The sequence below is a fragment of the Streptomyces erythrochromogenes genome (assembly GCF_036170895.1).
In the GTDB taxonomy this organism is placed as follows: Bacteria; Actinomycetota; Actinomycetes; order Streptomycetales; family Streptomycetaceae; genus Streptomyces; species Streptomyces erythrochromogenes.
The window spans coordinates 6,233,768-6,253,252 of record NZ_CP108036.1 but is presented as its reverse complement, the minus strand read 5'-3'; the positions used below and the strand labels follow the sequence as shown (position 1 = coordinate 6,253,252).

General features: G+C 73.0%; 19 protein-coding genes. 7 read left to right on the top strand and 12 right to left on the bottom strand.

All coding sequences use genetic code 11. The features are described 5' to 3' along the window. Positions 1 to 35: 35 nt before the first annotated feature. Positions 36 to 3,119: an NACHT domain-containing protein gene (locus OHA91_RS28615; protein ID WP_328740281.1), complete on the top strand. Its 3,084-nt coding sequence runs from the start codon at positions 36 to 38 to the stop codon at positions 3,117 to 3,119. Between the two features lie 24 nt (positions 3,120 to 3,143). Here the strand turns inward: OHA91_RS28615 and OHA91_RS28610 are convergent, their stop codons facing one another. The 4 genes from OHA91_RS28610 to OHA91_RS28595 are packed head-to-tail and all read right to left on the bottom strand — an operon-like array spanning position 3,144 to position 7,352. After that, positions 3,144 to 4,367, bottom strand: a complete 1,224-nt coding sequence (locus OHA91_RS28610; RefSeq protein WP_328740280.1) for an amidohydrolase family protein — start codon at positions 4,365 to 4,367, stop codon at positions 3,144 to 3,146. Then, the gene (locus OHA91_RS28605; RefSeq protein ID WP_328740279.1) at positions 4,364 to 5,656 is read right to left on the bottom strand and encodes an amidohydrolase family protein; all 1,293 of its coding nucleotides are present in this window, start codon (positions 5,654 to 5,656) and stop codon (positions 4,364 to 4,366) included. The genes OHA91_RS28610 and OHA91_RS28605 overlap by 4 nt, the downstream gene beginning before the upstream one ends. A 12-nt stretch (positions 5,657 to 5,668) precedes the next feature. Next, positions 5,669 to 6,553, bottom strand: a complete 885-nt coding sequence (locus tag OHA91_RS28600; protein WP_328740277.1) for an SDR family NAD(P)-dependent oxidoreductase — start codon at positions 6,551 to 6,553, stop codon at positions 5,669 to 5,671. Position 6,554: 1 nt separating this feature from the next. Then, positions 6,555 to 7,352 carry an acetoacetate decarboxylase family protein gene (locus OHA91_RS28595; RefSeq protein ID WP_031149010.1) on the bottom strand — a complete coding sequence of 266 codons (798 nt, stop codon included), beginning with the start codon at positions 7,350 to 7,352 and terminating at the stop codon, positions 6,555 to 6,557. A gap of 115 nt (positions 7,353 to 7,467) precedes the next feature. On the opposite strand from OHA91_RS28595, the gene OHA91_RS28590 reads away from it, so the two are divergent. From OHA91_RS28590 to OHA91_RS28565, 6 genes are all read left to right on the top strand, one after another. Continuing rightward, positions 7,468 to 8,112, top strand: coding sequence for a TetR/AcrR family transcriptional regulator (locus tag OHA91_RS28590; RefSeq protein WP_031149012.1), 645 nt, complete (start codon positions 7,468 to 7,470; stop codon positions 8,110 to 8,112). Positions 8,113 to 8,264: 152 nt separating this feature from the next. Next, on the top strand, positions 8,265 to 10,862 hold the full coding sequence (locus tag OHA91_RS28585) for an MXAN_6230/SCO0854 family RING domain-containing protein (protein ID WP_031149014.1): 2,598 nt from the start codon (positions 8,265 to 8,267) through the stop codon (positions 10,860 to 10,862). A 48-nt stretch (positions 10,863 to 10,910) separates the two neighbouring features. Continuing rightward, positions 10,911 to 11,882 carry a DEDDh family exonuclease gene (locus OHA91_RS28580; protein ID WP_266502352.1) on the top strand — a complete coding sequence of 324 codons (972 nt, stop codon included), beginning with the start codon at positions 10,911 to 10,913 and terminating at the stop codon, positions 11,880 to 11,882. Positions 11,883 to 11,992: 110 nt separating this feature from the next. After that, positions 11,993 to 12,226 (top strand): hypothetical protein, encoded by a 234-nt coding sequence (locus OHA91_RS28575; protein WP_007263378.1) that lies wholly within the window; start codon positions 11,993 to 11,995, stop codon positions 12,224 to 12,226. A 79-nt stretch (positions 12,227 to 12,305) separates the two neighbouring features. Next, positions 12,306 to 13,097 (top strand): SURF1 family cytochrome oxidase biogenesis protein, encoded by a 792-nt coding sequence (locus tag OHA91_RS28570; RefSeq protein WP_031149019.1) that lies wholly within the window; start codon positions 12,306 to 12,308, stop codon positions 13,095 to 13,097. Positions 13,098 to 13,107: 10 nt separating this feature from the next. Then, entirely contained in the window at positions 13,108 to 13,863 is a 756-nt protein-coding gene (locus tag OHA91_RS28565; RefSeq protein ID WP_031149021.1) for an SDR family oxidoreductase, read from the top strand. A gap of 46 nt (positions 13,864 to 13,909) precedes the next feature. Here OHA91_RS28565 and amaP read toward each other — a convergent pair whose 3' ends face one another. The 8 genes from amaP to OHA91_RS28525 all read right to left on the bottom strand — a co-directional run bounded on the left by amaP (position 13,910) and on the right by OHA91_RS28525 (position 19,336). Further along, the gene (gene amaP / locus OHA91_RS28560; protein WP_031149024.1) at positions 13,910 to 14,476 is read right to left on the bottom strand and encodes an alkaline shock response membrane anchor protein AmaP; all 567 of its coding nucleotides are present in this window, start codon (positions 14,474 to 14,476) and stop codon (positions 13,910 to 13,912) included. Next, positions 14,473 to 15,027 carry a DUF6286 domain-containing protein gene (locus OHA91_RS28555; RefSeq protein WP_051893038.1) on the bottom strand — a complete coding sequence of 185 codons (555 nt, stop codon included), beginning with the start codon at positions 15,025 to 15,027 and terminating at the stop codon, positions 14,473 to 14,475. Before OHA91_RS28555 ends, amaP begins: the two co-directional genes overlap by 4 nt. Further along, entirely contained in the window at positions 15,024 to 15,431 is a 408-nt protein-coding gene (locus tag OHA91_RS28550; RefSeq protein ID WP_328740275.1) for an Asp23/Gls24 family envelope stress response protein, read from the bottom strand. The genes OHA91_RS28555 and OHA91_RS28550 overlap by 4 nt, the downstream gene beginning before the upstream one ends. Before the next feature lie 6 nt (positions 15,432 to 15,437). Further along, the gene (locus tag OHA91_RS28545; protein WP_030662934.1) at positions 15,438 to 15,623 is read right to left on the bottom strand and encodes a hypothetical protein; all 186 of its coding nucleotides are present in this window, start codon (positions 15,621 to 15,623) and stop codon (positions 15,438 to 15,440) included. A gap of 17 nt (positions 15,624 to 15,640) precedes the next feature. After that, positions 15,641 to 16,066, bottom strand: coding sequence for an Asp23/Gls24 family envelope stress response protein (locus OHA91_RS28540; protein WP_031149029.1), 426 nt, complete (start codon positions 16,064 to 16,066; stop codon positions 15,641 to 15,643). Positions 16,067 to 16,195: 129 nt separating this feature from the next. After that, positions 16,196 to 16,975 (bottom strand): enoyl-CoA hydratase/isomerase family protein, encoded by a 780-nt coding sequence (locus OHA91_RS28535; protein ID WP_031149030.1) that lies wholly within the window; start codon positions 16,973 to 16,975, stop codon positions 16,196 to 16,198. Positions 16,976 to 17,131: 156 nt separating this feature from the next. Then, complete coding sequence (locus tag OHA91_RS28530) at positions 17,132 to 17,353, bottom strand: helix-turn-helix domain-containing protein (protein WP_030010789.1); 222 nt, start codon at positions 17,351 to 17,353, stop codon at positions 17,132 to 17,134. Between the two features lie 384 nt (positions 17,354 to 17,737). Continuing rightward, positions 17,738 to 19,336, bottom strand: a complete 1,599-nt coding sequence (locus tag OHA91_RS28525; protein WP_328740270.1) for an ABC-F family ATP-binding cassette domain-containing protein — start codon at positions 19,334 to 19,336, stop codon at positions 17,738 to 17,740. Between the last annotated feature and the right edge of the window lie 149 nt (positions 19,337 to 19,485).

Below are 19,485 nucleotides of genomic sequence, written 5' to 3'. Positions count from 1 at the left end.
CGTCCAGGTTACCGTCGGTTCGGGGAGGGTGGGGAATGACGGGATTCGAGACGGTTCTCTTACGGGTGGCGGGGACGGCGGCGAGCGCCCTGATCAGGTCCGCTCTGTCCCGGGCCCCCGGCGCGGGCCTGACGGCGGACCCGGCCCGCCCGGTGCCGAGGTGGCGCCGAACGACCGCGGAGCTGGGCGAGCCGGAGATCCGCCGGCTGACGGAGACCCTCGCGGCCCGCATGGACGAGGCCACCGCCCGCCTCCCGGAACACGAGCGCCTGGCGGCGGTGGCCGCGGCCGGCGACGCCTTCGCCGCGCTGGGCCCGCTGGACGCGGAGGCCCTTTTCGCGGCGGACCTGGACCCGGCGACCCTGGCGGCGACACTGCCGCCGGCCCCGCCCGGCCTGGGCGAGGCGGCCGAGGCCCTGTACGGGCGGCTGGTCCGGCTGTGCTGCGAGCACACCGTGGAGTACCTGACGACCCTGCCGGGCTTCGGCGCCCGGACGGACGTGGAACTGGTCCGGCGGACGGGCCGACTGGAGCGGCACGTGGACCGGATGGCGGCGCGGCTCGCCGCGACGGCTGCGTCGGAGGCCCACCGCTTCGAGCAGAAGTACGCGCAGTACGTGGCGCAGGCCCACGGCCGCCTGCAGCTGTTCGGGCTGACCACCGGCCGGGCGCGGGAGGAGTGGCCGCTGGACCTCGCCTACATCAGCCTCACGGTGAGCGGCGAGCAGCAGCTGATGCCGGGCGAGCCGGGCATGCACCAGAGCCCGGTCAGGGCGGAGCACGCCCTGGGCTCGGCGGACCGGGTGCTGCTGCGCGGCCCGGCCGGCTCAGGCAAGAGCACGCTGATGCAGTGGCTGGCGCTGAACGCGGCCCGGCAGGCGGAGGGGCCGTGGGGCACGTGCGTGCCGTTCGTCCTGCGGCTGCGGGCCTTCACGTCCGCAGAGAGCCTGCCGCTGCCGGAGGAGTTCCTGCGCGCCTCGGGCGTACCCCTGTCGGCTCCCGCCGGCTGGGCCGAGGACCTGATGCTGAACGGCCGGGCGCTGGTGCTGGTGGACGGGGTGGACGAGGTCCCGCAGCGGCTGCGCACCCGCACGGAAGTCTGGCTGCGGTCGCTGATCGCCGCGTTCCCGAAGGCGCGGTACGTGGTGACGACCCGGCCGTCGGCCGTGCCGGAGGACTGGCTGGCGGGGCAGGGCTTCACGCCGCACTCGCTGCTGCCGATGGAGTTGGACGACATCCGCGCGTTCGTCTCGCACTGGCACCGGGCGGCGCGCGCCGAATGCCCCGGCGAGGACCTGGACGCGTACGAGGCCTCGCTACTGGAGGCGGTGTCGGCCCGCCGCGACCTGGCGCGGCTCGCCACCAACCCCCTGATGTGCGCACTGCTCTGCGCGCTGAACCGGGACCGGCGGATGCACCTGCCCCGGGCGCGCAAGGAGCTGTACGACGCCGCCCTGGACATGCTGCTGGTCCGGCGGGACACGGAACGGGAGATCAGCGGGGTCGAGGGCGTCTACCTCACCCGCGACGAACAGGTCCTGCTGCTCCAGCGGTTCGCGTACTGGCTGATCAGGAACGGCCAGGTGGAGGCGGACCGGGGCGAGGCCGTCGAGATGGTGGGCGAGTGGCTGGACTCGATGCCGCAGGTTGCCGCGCAGGGCGGCGCGGAGCAGGTCTTCACCCACCTGCTGATCCGCAGCGGGCTGCTCCTGGAGCCGGTGCCGGGCTCTGTCGTCTTCGTCCACCGCACCTTCCAGGACTACCTGGGCGCTAAGGCCGCGGTGGAATCGCGGGACTTCGGCGTGCTGGTGAGGAACGCCCACGACGACACCTGGGACGACGTGGTCCGCATGGCAGTGGGCCACGCACGCCCGGATGAACGCACCCGCATCCTGCGGGGCCTGCTGAAGCGCGCGGACAAGGTCAAGAGCGCCCGCAACCGCCTGGTCCTCCTCGCCGCTGCGAGCCTGGAACACGCCCCGGAACTCGACCCGGCGATCCGCTCCGACATCCAGTCCCGCACGGCGGAACTGCTGCCGCCGCGGACCATGGATCAGGCCGCCGAACTGGCCAAGGCCGGCGAGCTGGTCCTGGAGCTGCTGCCGGCCCCGGCGGGGCTGCCGGTGGCCGAGGCGGCGGCGGCCGTCCGTACGGCCGCACTGATCGGCGGCCTCCGGGCCCTCCGCGTGCTGGCCGCAGCACGGTCGGACACGCGGTTCTCCGTCTGCCACGAACTGGCTGCTTCGTGGGGCCGCTTCGACACGGCCCTCTACGTGGACGAGGTACTGGGCGGGGCCCCGCTGGGGGACGCCTTCCTCCCCGTCCACACTCGGGAGCAGCTCGCACAGCTCCACAGGCTCCCTCACCGGCGCATCCGGCTGGAGGGCGACTACGGCGTCCCCCCGGAGCTGATGAGCCTGCGGGACCTGGAACGGGTCTTCTTCAGCCTCAACCACCGGCTCGCCGACCTCGGGGCCCTGTCCGCGCTGGCCGATCTGCGACTGGTCGGCTTGGACCAGTGCCGCGACGTACGCCTCGACGGGTTGGGCGACCTCTCACTGGAGACCTTGTACCTGTACCGGCTCGACGAGGCGGACCTGCGGCCGCTGGCCGATCTGGGCGGGCTGCGGCACCTGGGACTGGACCTGCGCCTCGGCACTCGTTCGGTGGCCGACCTGCCGGTGGCCGGTGCCCTGACCGGCTTCGGGCTCTACCAGCGGGCGGCGGAGGTGAGCCTGGACGGGCTGGAACGGTGGCCGGACCTCTCCTGGCTGACCGTCTCCGGCACCCAGCAGGCGCGCAGTCTGGCGGTCCTGCCGGTTCCGCCGCCGCTGACCGTCCTGCAGCTCCTGGCCCAGCCGGAGCTGGACCCGCGCAGCCTGGTGAAGCACCAGGGCCTGAAGGAGCTCTACCTGGGTTCCTGCGAGCTGGTCGGCTCGCTCGAACCGCTGCGTGAACTGCCCGACCTGGTACAGGTGAACCTGACCGACTGCCTCCCCGTCATCGACATCGGGCCGCTGGCCGACCTGTCGGGCCTGCGGGTCGTCGCGTCGGGTGGCACCCGGCTCACCGGCACGGAACGATTCCCGCCGGAGCGGCTCACGGCGTACGACACCTGAGCCGCCCCGGCGGGAACGCCGTGGCTACCAGACGCGGACCGAGCCGCCCTTGGCGAAGGCCGGGCTGGTGGCGGCCGGGGGGATTTCCGCCAGGGGTTCGGCGATCTCCGAGACCAGGGGGCCGTGTTGCGCGGCCAGCGCGTCCAGCCGGGCCAGGTCGAAGCCGTACACGCGGGCCGCGTTGCCGCCGGCCATGGCGGCGACCTCGTCCCGCGGGAGGCCCGCGTAGGCGATGCGGAGGCCTTCGCGGGAGTACGGCGTCGTGCCCTCGTCGTGGGGGTAGTCGCTGCCCCACATGATCTTGTCGAGGCCGATCCGGTCCCGCAGCGGGACCTCGTGGGGGCGCATGAAGCTGGCCCCCACGAAGCAGTTGTCCCGCCAGACCTCGCTCGGGCCCCTGCCCATCGCCTCGGCGAGGCCCGCCCCGAACTTGGACTCGGCCGTGGCCGAGGCCGCGACCAGGCGGCCGTGGTAGTAGTCCAGCATCTCCAGCACGCCCGGGATCCAGCCGGAGCCCTGCTCCGTCAGGACCAGCTTCAGGCCCGGGTGGCGCCGGAACGCCCCGCCGAAGACCAGGTGCCACAGGGCCCGGTGCGAGAACCAGGTCGTCTCCACCATGAAGACGGCCCGGGCCGCCGGTTCGTCACCGAGCGGCGGCGAGGCCGAGCCGCCGTGGTGGTTGACCGGGACGTCCAGTTCGTCGCACACCGCCCAGATGGGGTCGTAGGCGGCCGAGTACAGCTCGGGGACCGTGGAGCCGGGCGGCACGCCGGGGAGCAGGACGCCGCCCGTCAGGCCCGCCGCCTTCGTGCGGCGGATCTCCTGCACCGCCGCGTCGACGTCGTTGAGGAGGATCTGTGCGACGCCCGCCCGCCGGCCCGGGGCGTCCGCGCAGAAGTCCGCCAGCCAGCGGTTGTGGGCCTGGAGCCCGGCCCAGCGCATCGTGTACTCCGCGGCCGTCGGCGGCTGCGCCATCAGGGAGGCCTTGGGGAAGAACGGCGGGATGGTGTTGGGGAAGACGACCTCGGCGACGATGCCGTCCGCCTCCAGCTCCGCCAGGCGCCGCGCCGAGTTCCAGTTGCGGTCCGCGGTGTCCGCGAGGAGGTCCTCGTACGGGTTCACGTAGGTGGCGGCCCAGGCGTCGAAGTCGTCGTGATACCGCTTCTCCAGGTAGGGCTTGTAGTCCAGGAGGTCGGCGCCCGCGTGGCAGTCCGCCGAGATCACCGTGTAGCGGTCGTCGCCGGTCACTGCGTGACCCCCAGTACCGGGAAGTCGTGCTCGGTCAGCCAGTGCCGGCCCACCTCGCGCGAGCGCGCCCAGGAGGCCGCCACCGCCGCCTGGTCCGGGGACTGGCCCAGTTCGGCCGGGGTGGGGCCGATCCGGCGGGCGATCGGGGCCAGCTTCGCGGTGTCGAAGCCGAAGACCTCCGCCGCGGCGAGGCCGAGCATCCGGCGGGTCTCCTCGACCGGGATGTCGTGGAAGGTGTTCTTCAGCCAGGTCCGGGTGTTCGGCCAGGTGCCCTCGGGGTGCGGGAAGTCCGAGCCCCACAGGATGTTGTCCACGCCGATCTCGTAGCGCTGGGCCAGTTCGCGCCGCTTGGTGTTCGTGGCGCAGACGAAGACCTGGCGGTCCAGGTACTCGCTCGGCGGCCGCTTCAGCTCCTCGAACGGCGAGAGCTTCTTGCCGCCGTGCGCGCCGAGGTAGAGCCGGTCCATGAACCACAGCTGGTTCGGCAGCCACCAGCAGCCCGACTCGGCGACCCCGAACTTCAGGCCCGGGTGCCGCTCGAACACCCCGGACCAGAGCAGGAACCACAGCGGGCGGGCCGGCCACCAGGTGACCTCGGAGACGAAGATGCCCAGGTGGTCGCCGTACTCGTGGCGCGGCGAGGAGCCGGAGTGGGTGACGATCGGCATCCGGGTCTCGGCCGCCGCCGCCCAGACGGGGTCGTAGCGGCGGTCGTGGTAGGGCGCCTTGTCCACCCACATGGCGGGGATCATCAGCGCGCCCAGCCCGGACTCCTTGGCCCGGTGGATCTCGGCGACGACCTTGCCCGGCTCGCCCGTGATGGGCAGCAGCGCGACGCCGCAGTGGCGCTCGGGGGTCTGCGCGACGAACTCGGCCAGCCAGCGGTTGTGCGCCTGCGCGCCCGCCATGCCGAGCTCGGGGTCCTGGTCGCCGGAGAGCCCGAGGCCCACCCCGAAGGGGGCCGCGGTCTGGCTGTCGACGGCGTCCGCGTCGGGGAAGACGACCTCGGCGGCCACGCCGTCGCCGTCGAGCTCCTTCAGCCGCTGTCCGGTGTCCCAGCCTCCCCGCAGGCCCTCCTCGTGGTCGTGGAACCACTTCTCGGCGAAGGCCTCGTTGCGGACGCCCAGCCGGGTGGCCTCCGCGCGGCGGGCGTCGCGCTGGCCGAGGAACTCGTCGAACTGGCGGTGGAAGCGGGAGTCGAGGTACGGGCGGTACTGCTCGGTGGGCAGGCCCGCGTGGCAGTCGGAGGAGATGATCAGGTACGGGTCTTCGTACGGTGTGTCACTCACTGCGGACGCTCCTCAGTCGAGGATGAAGCTCTCCAGGTAGGCGGGATCGGCGCGGTCGAGCATCGACTGCGACCGGGCGCGGATCTGCCGGTCGCTGTGCTCGCTCGGCGGCAGCATCCAGAAACGGTCGGCGCGGATGCCGTCGACGACGTGCTCCGCGACCTCCTCGACCGGGGTGAAGGCCACCTCGTGGCCGGCCTGCTCCATCGCGGCCTCGTACTGGTCGAGGCTGCGGTACGGGGTCCTGCGCGGGCGCTGCTTCGCGTACCGCTCGGGCCGGTTGCGGTGGGACTCCCACAGCCCGGTGCGCAGCATGTGCGGGCCGGGGAAGAGGACGGAGGCGCCGACGGCCGCGCCCTCCGCCTTGAGGTGGGCGTAGAGGGACTCGGTCATGGTGACCACGGCGGCCTTTGTGACGGCGTAGACGGAGGCGGTGGGCAGCGGGGCGATGCCGCCGTCGCCGGAGGAGGTGTTGACGACGTGGCCGGGGGCGCCGCCGGCGATCATGCGGGGGACGAAGGCCTGGATGCCGTGGAAGACGCCCCACACGTTGACGGAGAAGGCCCACTTCCAGTCGTTGGGCTCGTGCTCCCACATCCGGCCCTCGGCGCCGGAGCCGACGCCCGCGTTGTTGCAGAGGACGTGGACGGCGCCGAAGGCGTCGTAGGCCGCGTCGGCGAGGGCGAGCACGCAGTCGCGGTCGCTGACGTCGACGGTCCGGGCGAGTACCTGTGCCCCGTCCGCGGCGAGTTCGTCGGCGGCCTTGCGCAGGGCGGCTTCCTCGACGTCGGCGAGGACCACCTTCAGTCCCTCGGCGGCGAAGCGGCGGGCCATGGCGAGCCCGATGCCGCTCGCCGCGCCGGTGACGACGGCCGTCTGTCCCGGTTCGAGCCTCATCTCACAGGCTCCCTTCCGGGGGGCCGTCGAGGATCTGCATCGGGTCGTCGTAGCGCTGGTGGATGTACGGGAGCAGGGCCCGGGCGCTGACCCGCTCGACGACCCGGCCCTTCTGGTCGGTGGTCTTCTCGCCGAGGGTGATCTCCACGATCCGGCGGACGGGGAGGTCGGCTACGGGATCGAACATCGACTCGCGCAGGACGATGTCACCGGTGACGTGCTCCAGTTTGCGGACCTTCTCGTTGCGGACGCAGTGCACGAGGACCGGGTCCGTGTCGAAGCCCGAACCGTCCACGGCGGGCAGGAACTTGAAGTAGAAGTCGGTCTTATGGGTGGGCTCCGGCAGCGGCAGCGGGCGGTCCACGGCGCCCCGCACCTCGACGAAGGCGATCCCGTGCCGGACGAGGGCGGCCCGTACGACGAGGCCGTCGCGCTCGACGGTGACCTCGCCCAGCTTCTTCGGTTCGCCGAAGACCTCGCGGCCGCCGGTCAGGGCGCGCTCGTGGGTCATCGGCATGACCAGCGGGTACCAGCCCTCCACGCCGTCGTGGTGGGCGGCGACGGCCACCGAGCCGGCGCCGAGCGGGTAGCCGGGCAGGTCGACCTTGCTGATGTTCGCCCGCACGAGGGGCCGCTCGGCCGGCTTGAGCGGCGGCGGGAGGACCGCGGCGACCACGTCGGGATCGGTCTCCCAGACGGCCACCACGCCGGTGGACCAGATGTCGGGGAGCTTGGAACTCTTCTCGCGCGACGCGGCGATCTCGGCCTCGGTGCGCGCTCCGTACCGTACGCGTGCCATGTCTCGCACCACCTCTCGGTTCGGTTCTGTAACACAGTTACACCGCGGCCGATGAAGGGTAAACCCCCGTGCACACACGAGAACTGACGAATCGACAGATCGGTGGACCGCTGACATGGCCAGATCCTCGCTGACCCGGGACGAGGTGCTGGACGCCGCCGCGTCCCTGGTCAAGCAGCGCGGGCCGGCCGCCCTCACGATGCGGGGACTCGCCGCCGCGCTGGGCACCGCGGTGACGTCCATCTACTGGCACGTCGGCAACCGCGAATCGCTCCTCGACGCCCTCGTGGAGCGGACGGTGCAGGAGATGGGCGCGATCTCCCCGGTCGGGCGCACCCCGGCCGAGCGGATCGAATCGGTGGCCCGGATCCTGCGCCGCGAGCTGCGCGAGCGCCCGCACCTGATCGCGATGGTCCACGAACGCGGGCTCACAGAGCGGATGTTCCTGCCGGCGCAGCAGGCCCTCGTCCACGAAGTGCACGCCGCGGGACTGCGCGGCGCCCGGGCGGCCGACGCGGTGCGCGCCGTGCAGTTCCAGATCGTCGGGTTCCTGCTGGTCGAGCGCAACCGCGAGCGCTCCCCCGCCCAGTCCCCGGCCGAGAGCGAGCTCTGGGACCCGGCCGCGGCCCCCGACGACCCCGCCCTCGCCCGCGCGCTGGCCCGGCCCGCGGATCCGGAACGGCTCTTCCTGCTGTCCGTACGGGCTCTGGTGACGGCCCTGCTGACGGCGCCGCCGCAGGGCGCGAGGACCGGTCCGTAAATCGGTTTGCGCCTCGGCCCGGCCGTGGTTGTATCTGCTGCGCGGGGGCGGCTCCGCGACGTGCTTCCTTCTCACCTCTCCGATGACCACGCAGCGCGTCCCCTCTCCGCCCCCGCCCCATCCCTCTCCCCGGTCCCGGAGGACTCCCCCCTTTGCCCGAGCTGTCGACCGTCCTGCTGCGCCGTCTCCACACCGTGTACGTCGACCAGGCCGGGCCGCGCCCCGGCGATCCGTCCACGGCCGAGGGCCTGACCGCCCTCGAAGCCGAACTCCTCGACCGGGGCTTCGCCCTGACGGCGCCGCTGCGCTCCGCACTCGCCTGGCTCGGCCCCGCCGGGCTCGCCGACGCCGGCACCTCGCTCGTCCGCGACATCGACGTCCTGCTGGGCGCGGACCGCACCCACATGCCGCTGTTCCGCACGTTCCCGGCCTCCGTGCCCGACGACACCGTCGCCCTGTGGCTCGACCGGGTCTTCGCCCTGCTCCTGCAGTGGCCCGCCCAGCCGTGCGTGCTGTGCGCGACCGTCGGCAGCGTCCACCCCGTCTCCCCCTGCGCCCACCTGGTCTGCCGGACCTGCTGGGACGGCGCCGTCTACACGGGCTGCCCGATCTGCCACCGCCGGATCGACCTCGCGGACCCCTTCCTGGACCCGGCCGCCGAGCGGCCCGGTCGGCCCGCGCCCGGCGAAAGCGCGGGCCCGCTGCGGCTGCTGGGCCTGGGCACCGACCGCGCCGCCGACTCCGTCACCGCCCTCGGCCGGCTGCTCGCCCGCCGGACCCCGCTGTCGGCCCAGGACACCGAGGAGGCGCGGGTGCTGCTCGCCGCCGCGCCGGCCGGCCTCGACTGGCTGCCGGACGACATCCCGGTACGGGAGACCAAGGCCATGGTGCTCGGCACCCTGCTGCGCGAGCGCCGCACCCGGGAGGCCGTACGGGCCCTGCTCCCCGACCGGCTGACCACCGCCACCGACGTCCTGCGGCTCCTGGCCGTCTGGTCCGGCGGCGAGGCCGACCTGCTGTCGCCGCCCCGGATGCGGTCCCTGCCGCGCCCGCTGCGCCGCGAACTGCTCGCCCTGCTCGACGCACTGGACCCCGCCCTGCTCGTCGAGGACGTCCTGCGCCACCCCGACCCGTGGAAGCGGGCCGCCGAGGTCCTGCACCCCTTCGAGCAGTACGGGCGCCACCCGCGGGCCTCCCTGGCCTTCGCCGTGCTGCGCGAGACCGACGTCCGGGGCACCGCGCTGGGCGAGGCCCTGCTGGCCACCGCCGCCCGACACCCGCAGGCCGTACGGGTCGACGGCTCCCGCATCAGGGCCGCCACCTGGACGGGCCGCGCGGAGGAGGCCCTGCGCGGGGCGGACCCGGACCTCGCCCTCGCCGTCCTCGCGGAGCGGCCCGGGGAGCTCGTACGGCGCCTCGACCACCTGCTGCGCCGGTACGCGGCCGACGCCCTGCCCGAGCAGGTGGCGGCGGTGCTGGCGGAGCGGCTGCCGAAGGCGGGGCCGGGGCCGGTGCTGTCCGCGCTGGGACGGCTGCGGATCCGCCATCAGCCCGGTACCCGGCGGGTGTTCTTCCCGCGCGGCCAGGTCGCGCACTCCTACACCGTGGACGACACCCGGGCGCCGCTCGCCGAGCCCGTGACAGTTGCGGTGGCCGGCCTGTTCGAGCGGGAGCTGCTGCGCCGGCTGTCCGCGGCCGAGCCGTACGACGTGGCGGTCCTCGACTCCCGCCTGGCCCACCTGCACGTCCCCTCGGCCGAGCGGGCGGCCGCCAAGGCCCTGGTCACCGTACCCAAGGGCAGTTTCCAGGCGCTGCCCGACGGCGAGGTGCTGCGGATGTTCCTGCACTGGATGGAGCCGCCGAAGAAGACGGTGGATCTCGACCTGTCGGTGGTGCTGTTCGACTCCGACTGGAACTACGCGGGCCTGTGCGACTACACCAACCTCGTCTACGGCGGACGGGCCGTGGTCCACTCCGGCGACCTCACCTCCGCCCCCGCGCCCGCCGGGGCGAGCGAGTACGTGGACATCGACCTCGACGCCCTCGCCGACACCGGCGTCCGCTTCGCCATGCCGGTCGTCTTCAGCTACAACAACATCCCCTTCGAGCTGCTGCCCGACGCCTTCGCCGGCTTCATGTCGCTGCCGAGCCGCTCCGGGCGCACCGCGCGCTACGACCCGCGGACCGTGCGGCAGCGCTACGACCTGGTCGGCAACTCGCGGATCCACGTGCCGCTGCTCGTCGACCTGGAGCGGCGCGGCTTCCTGTGGACCGACGTGCACCTGCCCGACGACGAGGGCTACCACAGCGTGCACGCGCACCAGGACGACCTGGCCCGGATCGGCCGCGACCTCTTCCAGTACTTCTCCACCGGCCGCACCACCCTGTGGGAGCTGGCGGGCTGGCACGCGGCGGCGCGCTGCGCAGAGGTCGTCGTGCTGCGCCGCACGCCCCGGCCCAGCGACCCCGACGAGCTGTGGACCTACCGGCGCCGGGCGGACGAGGACACCGCGGCCTTCGCCGGGCGGCTGCTCGGGCTGGAGGATCCGGACTCCGTGCTGCCGTCGCCGGACGTGGAGGCCCTCGCGGGCGCGGCCGCCTCGGGGAGGTCGGCGCTGCTCGCGCTGGTGGACGGCGACGTGGCGCCGGCCGGTGCGCGGGGGTCCGTATACCGGCTGCTGCCGGGGCCCGTTGACGGCTGCGGGCTCGAACAGCTGGCCGCCGGGGACCTGGTCTCCGCGCTGGGCTGACCGAGGGTGGGGCCGCGGTGTCAGTCCGTGCCGATATCCTCTGTGACCATGCTCGACGACCGTACGACCGCAGAGACGACGTGGCCGACCGCGTACCCACAGGGGTACGCGGTCGTCGACGTGGAGACCACCGGGCTCGCTCGCGACGACCGGATAGTCTCCGCCGCCGTCTACCGGCTGGACGCACAGGGCAACGTGGAGGACCACTGGTACAGCCTGGTCAACCCGCAGCGGGACCCGGGACCGGTGTGGATCCACGGTCTGACGAGTGACGTGCTCGAAGGCGCACCGCTCTTCAAGGACATCGCCGAGGAGTTCGCCGGCAGGCTCGCGGACCGCGTGCTGGTCGCGCACAACGCCATCTTCGACTGGCAGATGATCGCCCGGGAGTACGCGCGCGCCGAGACGACCGCGCCGGTCCGTCAGCGGCTGTGCACCATCGCCCTGTCGAAGGAGCTGAACCTCCCGCTGCCCAACCACAAGCTGGAGTCGCTCGCCGCGCACTTCGGTGTGGTCCAGCAGCGCGCCCACCACGCGCTCGACGACGCCCGGGTGCTCGCGGAGGCCTTCCGTCCGTCGCTGCACGCCGCGGCGCAGGGCGGCGTACGGCTGCCCCTGCTGGAATGCCGGCCGCTGACGGAGTGGTCGGACTCGGCGGCCACTCCGCGCGTGGGCCACCAGGCGTCGTACCGGGGCAGCAGCTGGCGGCCCTCGCGCAAGCGTCCGCCGTGCCCGCACCCCAATCCGGGGCGCTTCGAGGACGGTGAGCCGCTGAAGCAGGGCATGCGGATCGCCTTCTCCGGCGACACCTCGGTGGAGCGGGAGCTGCTGGAGGACCGGGCGATCGAGGCGGGCCTGCACGTCGCGACGAGCGTGTCGCGGCTCACCAGCCTCCTGGTGACGAACGACCCGGACTCGGCGACCTCGAAGACGGTCAAGGCGAAGGCCTTCGGCACCCCGGTCGTCGACGAGGCGGCCTTCACGCAGCTGCTGCGGGACGTGGCACCGGCCGGGGAATGACCGGGGAATGAGGCGGCCGGCCGCCGGCCGTTGGTCCGGGCGGGTGTCCGCGCGGCGACTCACCAGGGTGGATCTTGTTCCGCTGCTCCGCCGTGCGCAGCATGCGGCGCATGGCACGTTGTGAGGTCTGCGGAAACGATTACGGCATGTCCTTCGAGGTGCACGCGCAGGGCGCCGTGCACGTCTTCGACTGCTTCTCCTGCGCCATCCACCGCATGGCGCCCATCTGCGAGCACTGCCGGGTCCAGATCATCGGACAGGGCGTCGAGGTCGAGGGCCAGTGGTACTGCGGCGGGCACTGCGCCCGCGCGGAAGGGAAGGTGGGCATCGTCGACCACGTCTGACCGCTTCCTCCTCCTCCCCGCGACCCCGGAGGGCCACCCGGCCGCCGGGGTCCTCGTCGGCCGGGGTACCGTCGTGGGCGTGTACCGCTTTGTGCTGACCCGGCAGTGGGTGTGCCTCACCCTCATCGCCCTCGTCCTCATCCCCGTGATGATCAAGCTCGGGTTCTGGCAGTACCACCGCCATGTGCACCGGGTCGCGCAGAACCAGCTGATCGAGGCGAACCTGCGGGCGAAGCCGGTCCCCATGACGGAGGTCACCTCCCCCGGCCACAAGGTCCCCCGCGCCGACTTCTGGCGCGCGGTCACCGCCACCGGCACCTACGACTCCGCGCACGAGGTGGTCGTACGGATGCGGACCTCGAACGACGACAAGGTCGGCTTCCACGTCGTGACCCCGCTCGTCCTCTCCGACGGCGGGGTGGTGCTGGTCGACCGCGGCTGGGTGGTGGGCGGCGACGACCCGCGCGCCTACCCGCCGGTGCCGGCCGCGCCCGCGGGCGAGGTCACGGTCACGGGCCGGCTGAAGGCCGACGAGACGAGCGGCGGCAGCGGCATCAAGGACCGCAAGGGCCTGCCCGACCGTCAGGTGATGCTCATCAACAGCGAGCAGCAGGCCGCGTCCCTGGGCCGGCCGGTCCTCGGCGGGTACCTGGAACTGACCGATCCGGCTCCCGCGGACGGCAGTCCCGAGACCGTCGCCGACCCCGACCACGACTCGATCGGCGCGCACATGGCCTACGCGGTCCAGTGGTGGCTGTTCGCCTCCGCGGTGCCGGTGGGCTGGCTGGTCCTCGTACGGCGCGAGAAGCGCGACCGCGAGGAGGCCGCGGCCCGGGCCGAAGCGGCCGAACAGGAGCCTGCGACGGCGTAGCGTGTCGGGCATGGATCTTGGACTGAAAGACCGTGTCTACATCGTCACCGGGGCCACCCGCGGCCTCGGCTTCGCCTCCGCCCGGGAACTGGTCGCCGACGGCGCGAAGGTCCTCGTGACGGGCCGGGACGAGAAGCGGACGGCCGACGCCGCCGCCGAACTCGGCCCGAACGCCGTGGGGGCGGCCGCGGACAACGCGGACCCGGCGGCGGCCGGGCAGCTCATCGCCACGGCGCGGGAGCGCTTCGGCCGCTTCGACGGCATCCTCATCAGCGTCGGCGGCCCCGTCCCGGGCTTCGCCGTCGACAGCACCGACGAGCAGTGGTCGGCCGCCTTCGAGTCGGTCTTCCTCGGTGCGGTGCGCCTCGCCCGGGCGGCCGCCGCGGTGCTGGGCGAGGGCGGGGTCATCGGCTTCGTCCTGTCGGGCTCGGTCCACGAGCCGATCCCCGGCCTGACCATCTCCAACGGCCTGCGACCGGGCCTGGCCGGCTTCGCGAAGTCCCTCTCGGTGGAGCTCGGTCCGCGCGGGATCCGCGTCGTCGGCCTGCTGCCGGCCCGTATCGACACCGACCGGGTACGGGAGCTCGACGCGCTGTCCGGCGACGCGGCCTCGGCCCGCGCGGGCAACGAGTCCCGCATCCCGCTGCGCCGGTACGGCTCCCCGCAGGAGTTCGGCCGCACGGCCGCGTTCCTGCTCTCGCCGGCCGCCTCGTACCTGACGGGCGTGATGCTCCCGGTCGACGGCGGCTCCCGGCACGGCTTCTGAGCGGGCGTCCGGCCCCGGGCTCGTCGCGCCCGGGGCCGGCGGGTGCTCAGCTGACGCGCTGGGCCCGGTGGGACGTCACCTTGAAACGTGCCTCCGCCGGCAGTTCCGGGAGGCCCGCCGAGGTCCGGGCGTGGGTCAGGACCGGCCCCGCCAGCCCCGCCAGCGCGTCCGCGGGGACCGCGTGGGCCTCCAGCTCGACCGCCACCCGCAGGGCGGGCGAACCGCGCCGCCCGCGCAGGACGACCCGGCAGCCGGCGACCCCGTCCAGGGCTCCGGCCTCCGCGGCGACGGCGTCGGACAGGGCGCGCCCGCGCAGTACGGCGAAGGCCCCGTCCCCGGTGTCCACGGCGACCTCCCGCAGCCTGGAGCGCCGCAGCTGGGACAGCAGCCACCACAGCGCCAGCAGCAGGCACAGGGTGAGGGCCGCGACCAGCACCCACCAGGCCCAGCCCTCGGCGTGCAGGTACCGGCGCCGGTCCTCGGCGCTCAGCAGCGGTTCCGCACGGCCCTTGAGCGGGCGTACCGCCGTCAGCAGCACGACCCCGGCCGCCAGCAGGACCGCTCCGGCTACCGCCAGCAGGATCCGGTTCACCGTCCCGAGCAACCCGCTCACCTCCTGACCCGTACGCGCCGCCGCAGCGGGCGCACGAGGCCCAGTTCTTCGATGCCGACGGCCAGTACCGCGTCCAGGTCGGCCCGTACCTCGTCCAGTTGCCGGAAGTGGGAGGTGGCCCGCACCCGGACGCGGGAGCGGCCCATCCGGACCCGGGCCGACCGCACGCCGGGCACCTCCATGGCCCGGTCCCGCAGTACCTGAGCCGCGTCCTTGCGGCCGATCCCGGCGCGCAGCGGGGGGCCCGCGCCCGCTTCCCCGTCCTGGTCCGGGCTCAGCATGGGGAGGATCCTGCGGATCCCGGGGGTGACGGCCAGCAGCAGGAGCACCGCCCCGGCCAGGGCCAGCGCCCCGCCGGCCAGCTGCACCGCGAGGTCCGCCGGGGTGTGGACCTCCAGCCGGTGGGCGAGTTCGCGGCGCCAGGCCATGGCGGGGCGGTCGGCCCGTACGGCGGCCAGGTCGTACAGGAGCAGTCCCACCGCCCCGAGTACGACCAGGGCGACGAGGGCCGCGGGGATGCGGCGGGCGGACCGGAACCGGGTGGCCGTCACCGCAGCCGCCGGTCCCGCCCGGCGGCGGTGCGGGTGTGCGCGGAGTGCAGGTGTTCGATGTCGATGTCGACCTCGGGTACGGACATCTGCGCGTACTCCTCGACTCGGCGGGTGACCCGGCTGCGTACGGCCGCGCACTGGGCCGCCAGGTCGGAGGGGTAGTGGAGTTCCAGGCTCACCCGGACCCGCGCGATGTCGTGGTGCACGGTGACGGTGGCCTGCGGGGGCGCTCCGGTGCTCGCGGGGAGCGCCTCCCGGGCGGCCTGGGCGGCGATCTTGGCGACGACCCGGTCGGCGATGCGGGTGGCCCCGCGGTCGGCGGCGGCCACCGCGTGCGGGGTGGCCCGTGCGGCGGCCCCCGGCGCGGCGGGGCCCGGTGGGGTGGCCTGCGGCAGGGTGCTCATCGCGCCTCACCTGCGCCGGTCGTCGCGGCGGCGGAACAGGTCCCCGGGATCCAGGTCCCCGTCGAGGAAGCGGCCGGCGACGAAGCCCACGGCTCCGAGGGCCGCCACCAGCAGGAAGGCACCGAATCCGCCGAAATAGCCGGCGAACCCCAGGGCCATGCCGGCCAACATGCCGGCGACCGCCATGCTCATGTGCGGGCTCCTCTCGGCTACTGGAGTCGGGATTCCGGCTCCTCGTCGGGCTCGTCGGGCAGCTTGACGTCGCTCACGGCGATGTTGACCTCGACGACTTCCAGGCCGGTCATTCTCTCGACCGCGGAGACGACGTTCTCACGGACAGCCCGTGCCACGTCACGGATCGACACGCCGTAGTGGACGACGATCTCCAGGTCGAGGGCGGTCTGGACCTCGCCGACCTCGGCCTTGACCCCACGGCTGACCGCCGCTTTCCCGCCGCCGGGAACCCGGTCCCGGACGGCACCGAAGGTGCGGGAGAGGCCGCTGCCCAGAGCGTGCACGCCGACCACTTCGCGGGCGGCCAGTCCGGCGATCTTCTCGACCACCCCGTCCGCGATGGTCGTGCGCCCCCGGTCGCCTGCAGCCTTGTGAGAGCCCCCTGATGTGGTTTCGGTCATCGCGTGTCCCTTCACGTGTACGGACTCACTCCGCACCACGTTAGGCGCGCGGCGGCCTCGGCGCCCCGGGACTACGCCGGTCGGCGTCGTCCCGGGTCGGTTTCCGGGCCCGGAATCGAGGACGGCGGGTCAGTCCGAGAGGCCCGCGAGGTCGCGCAGTCGACGGGCCTGGGCCGCGCGCTCGGCGGCGCGCTGGTCGTCGTAGGTGCGGGTCTGCGCGCTGCGCAGCAGGGTCTTGGTCTCGATCACGGCGTCCCGCGGCGGGGCCAGCAGGGCGGTGGTCAGGTCCTGGACGGCGGCGTCGAGCTCGTCCGCCGGGACCACCAGGTTGGCGAGGCCCACGCGCTCCGCCTCCTCGGCATGCACGAAGCGGCCCGTCGCGCAGATCTCCAGCGCGCGGGCGTACCCGACCAGGGAGGCCAGCGGCTGGGTGCCGGCCAGGTCGGGGACCAGGCCCAGGCTCGTCTCGCGCATGGCGAACTGCACGTCGTCGGCGACAACGCGCAGGTCGCACGCGAGTGCGAGCTGGAAGCCGGCGCCGATCGCGTGCCCCTGCACGGCGGCGACGGAGATGATGTCGTTACGCCTCCACCAGGTGAATGCCTCCTGGTACTCGGAGATCGTGGCGTCGAGCAGTTCGTCCGAACCGCGCGCCAGATCGAGGAAGGACGGCTCGCCCTCGAAGCCTTCGGGGGTGAATGCCTGCCGGTCGAGCCCGGCGGAGAAGGACTTGCCCTCGCCGCGCAGCACGACGACCCGGACGGTGCCCGGCAACGACCTGCCCGCCTCGGCCAAAGCCCGCCAGAGCGCGGGGGATTGGGCATTTCGCTTGGCCGGATTGGTCAGTGTCACCGTGGCGACCGTGTCGTCGACGGTGAGTCGTACGCCGTCCTTGTCGAGCAGAGCCATCTGTATGCCTCCGGTGTGCAGTCGGCCGCAAGCTCGGCCTAAGTGACTGCACAGTAACCACCCAGTCGGCCGGGGGGCCGACCGGGGGTCACCGAAGGGAACGTCGGATCATGTGAGCCTTGAAGCCGTTGGAGCGTTGGATCCGATGGACCGGGGTCAGGCCGTAGCCGCCTTCTTGCCACGCGTCGCGCCACCGCGGCCGCGCAGCGAAACCCCGGACTCACTGAGCATCCGGTGGACGAATCCGTAGGACCGGCCGGTCTCTTCGGCCAGCGCCCGGATACTCGCACCGGAGTCGTACTTCTTCTTCAGGTCTGCCGCGAGCTTGTCGCGCGCGGCGCCGGTAACCCGGCTGCCCTTCTTCAGAGTCTCGGCCACCCGTGCCTCCTCATGGGAAGTGCGCTCTGGACTTCTCATGATCACCCCTCCCCGGCTTCCTGGCCACCCATTCAGCAAGGTCGGTACGGCGGCATTTCCCGAGCCGTGGACACCCGAGCAGAACGGAATCTCCTCTTCCGCCGCATGACTTCCGTCACACTCCGTCGACCTCCCCGGGAATCTCCAGGTCAGGGGCCGGACCGCGGAAAAACGAGGGCCCCGGTCGGGCACCCTCGCGGGTGCGGCCGGGGCCGTCGTACGACGCGCAACGGTACGAGACCGTCTCACTCAGATGATGGATCACCCCTGAGCCGAATGATCCATAAGGAACTGGATCAGAGCCGGGACGGCATCCCGGCACCTCCCCGGCAGGCCGGGGAGGGGTCAGGCGAGGGCCACCAGGTCCCGGTAGTCCGGTCCCCACAGGTCCTCGACACCGTCCGGGAGCAGGATGATGCGCTCCGGCTCCAGGGCCTCCACGGCGCCCTCGTCGTGCGTGACGAGGATGACGGCGCCCTTGTAGGTGCGCAGCGCGCCCAGGATCTCCTCGCGGCTGGCCGGGTCGAGGTTGTTCGTGGGCTCGTCGAGGAGCAGCACGTTCGCCGAGGAGACGACCAGCGTGGCCAGGGCCAGACGGGTCTTCTCACCGCCGGAGAGCACGCCCGCGGGCTTGTCGACGTCGTCCCCGGAGAACAGGAAGGAGCCGAGCGTCTTGCGCACGTCGACCAGGTCCAGGTCGGGCGCGGAGGAGCGCATGTTCTCCAGGACCGTGCGGTCCGGGTCCAGGGTCTCGTGCTCCTGGGCGTAGTAGCCGAGCTTGAGGCCGTGGCCGGGCGTGACCTGGCCGGTGTCGGGCTGCTCGGCGCCCGCGAGCAGGCGCAGCAGGGTGGTCTTGCCGGCGCCGTTGAGGCCGAGGATGACCACGCGGGAGCCCTTGTCGATGGCCAGGTCGACGTCGGTGAAGATCTCCAGGGAGCCGTACGACTTCGACAGGCCCTCGGCGGTCAGCGGCGTCTTGCCGCAGGGGGCCGGGTCCGGGAAGCGCAGCTTGGCCACCTTGTCGGAGACGCGGACGGCCTCCAGGCCCGACAGCAGCCGCTCGGCCCGCTTGGCCATGTTCTGCGCGGCGACCGTCTTGGTGGCCTTGGCGCGCATCTTGTCGGCCTGGGAGTTCAGGGCCGCGGCCTTCTTCTCGGCGTTCTGGCGCTCGCGCTTGCGGCGCTTCTCGTCGGCCTCGCGCTGCTGCTGGTAGAGCTTCCAGCCCATGTTGTAGACGTCGATCACGGACCGGTTGGCGTCCAGGTAGAACACCTTGTTCACGACGGTCTCGACGAGGTCGACGTCGTGGGAGATCACGACGAAGCCGCCGCGGTAGTTCTTGAGGTAGTCCCGCAGCCAGACGATCGAGTCGGCGTCGAGGTGGTTCGTCGGCTCGTCGAGGAGCAGGGTGTCGGCGTCCGAGAAGAGGATCCGGGCCAGCTCGACGCGGCGGCGCTGACCACCGGAGAGGGTGTGCAGCGGCTGGCCGAGGACCCGCTCCGGCAGGCTGAGCGCGGCCGAGATGGTCGCGGCCTCGGACTCGGCGGCGTACCCGCCCTTGGTGAGGAACTCGGTCTCCTGGCGCTCGTACTGCTTGAGCGCCTTCTCGCGGGTGGCGCCGGCGCCGGTGGCGATGCGCTCCTCGTTCGCCCGCATCTTCTTGATGAGGACGTCGAGACCGCGGGCGGACAGGATCCGGTCGCGCGCCAGGACGTCGAGGTCTCCGGTGCGGGGGTCCTGCGGGAGGTAGCCCACTTCGCCCGAACGGGTGATGGAGCCGCCGGCGGGCTGGCCCTCCCCCGCGAGGCACTTGGTGAGGGTGGTCTTGCCGGCGCCGTTGCGGCCGACGAGGCCGATGCGGTCGCCCTTGGAAATGCGGAAAGAGGCGGACTCGATGAGGACGCGGGCGCCGGCGCGCAGCTCGATGCCGGTGGCGGTGATCACGGAAATACTCCAGGGCGGGTCGGGACGGCGGAAGGGGGCGGGACGCGAGGCTTCGACGCCGTTAATCCGCGAGGAGATTCGCCATGGGAGACATTCTACCGGGGGTGTGCAACTGGTTTCCGGGGCGGCGGCGAGGCCGCCCGGCCGCC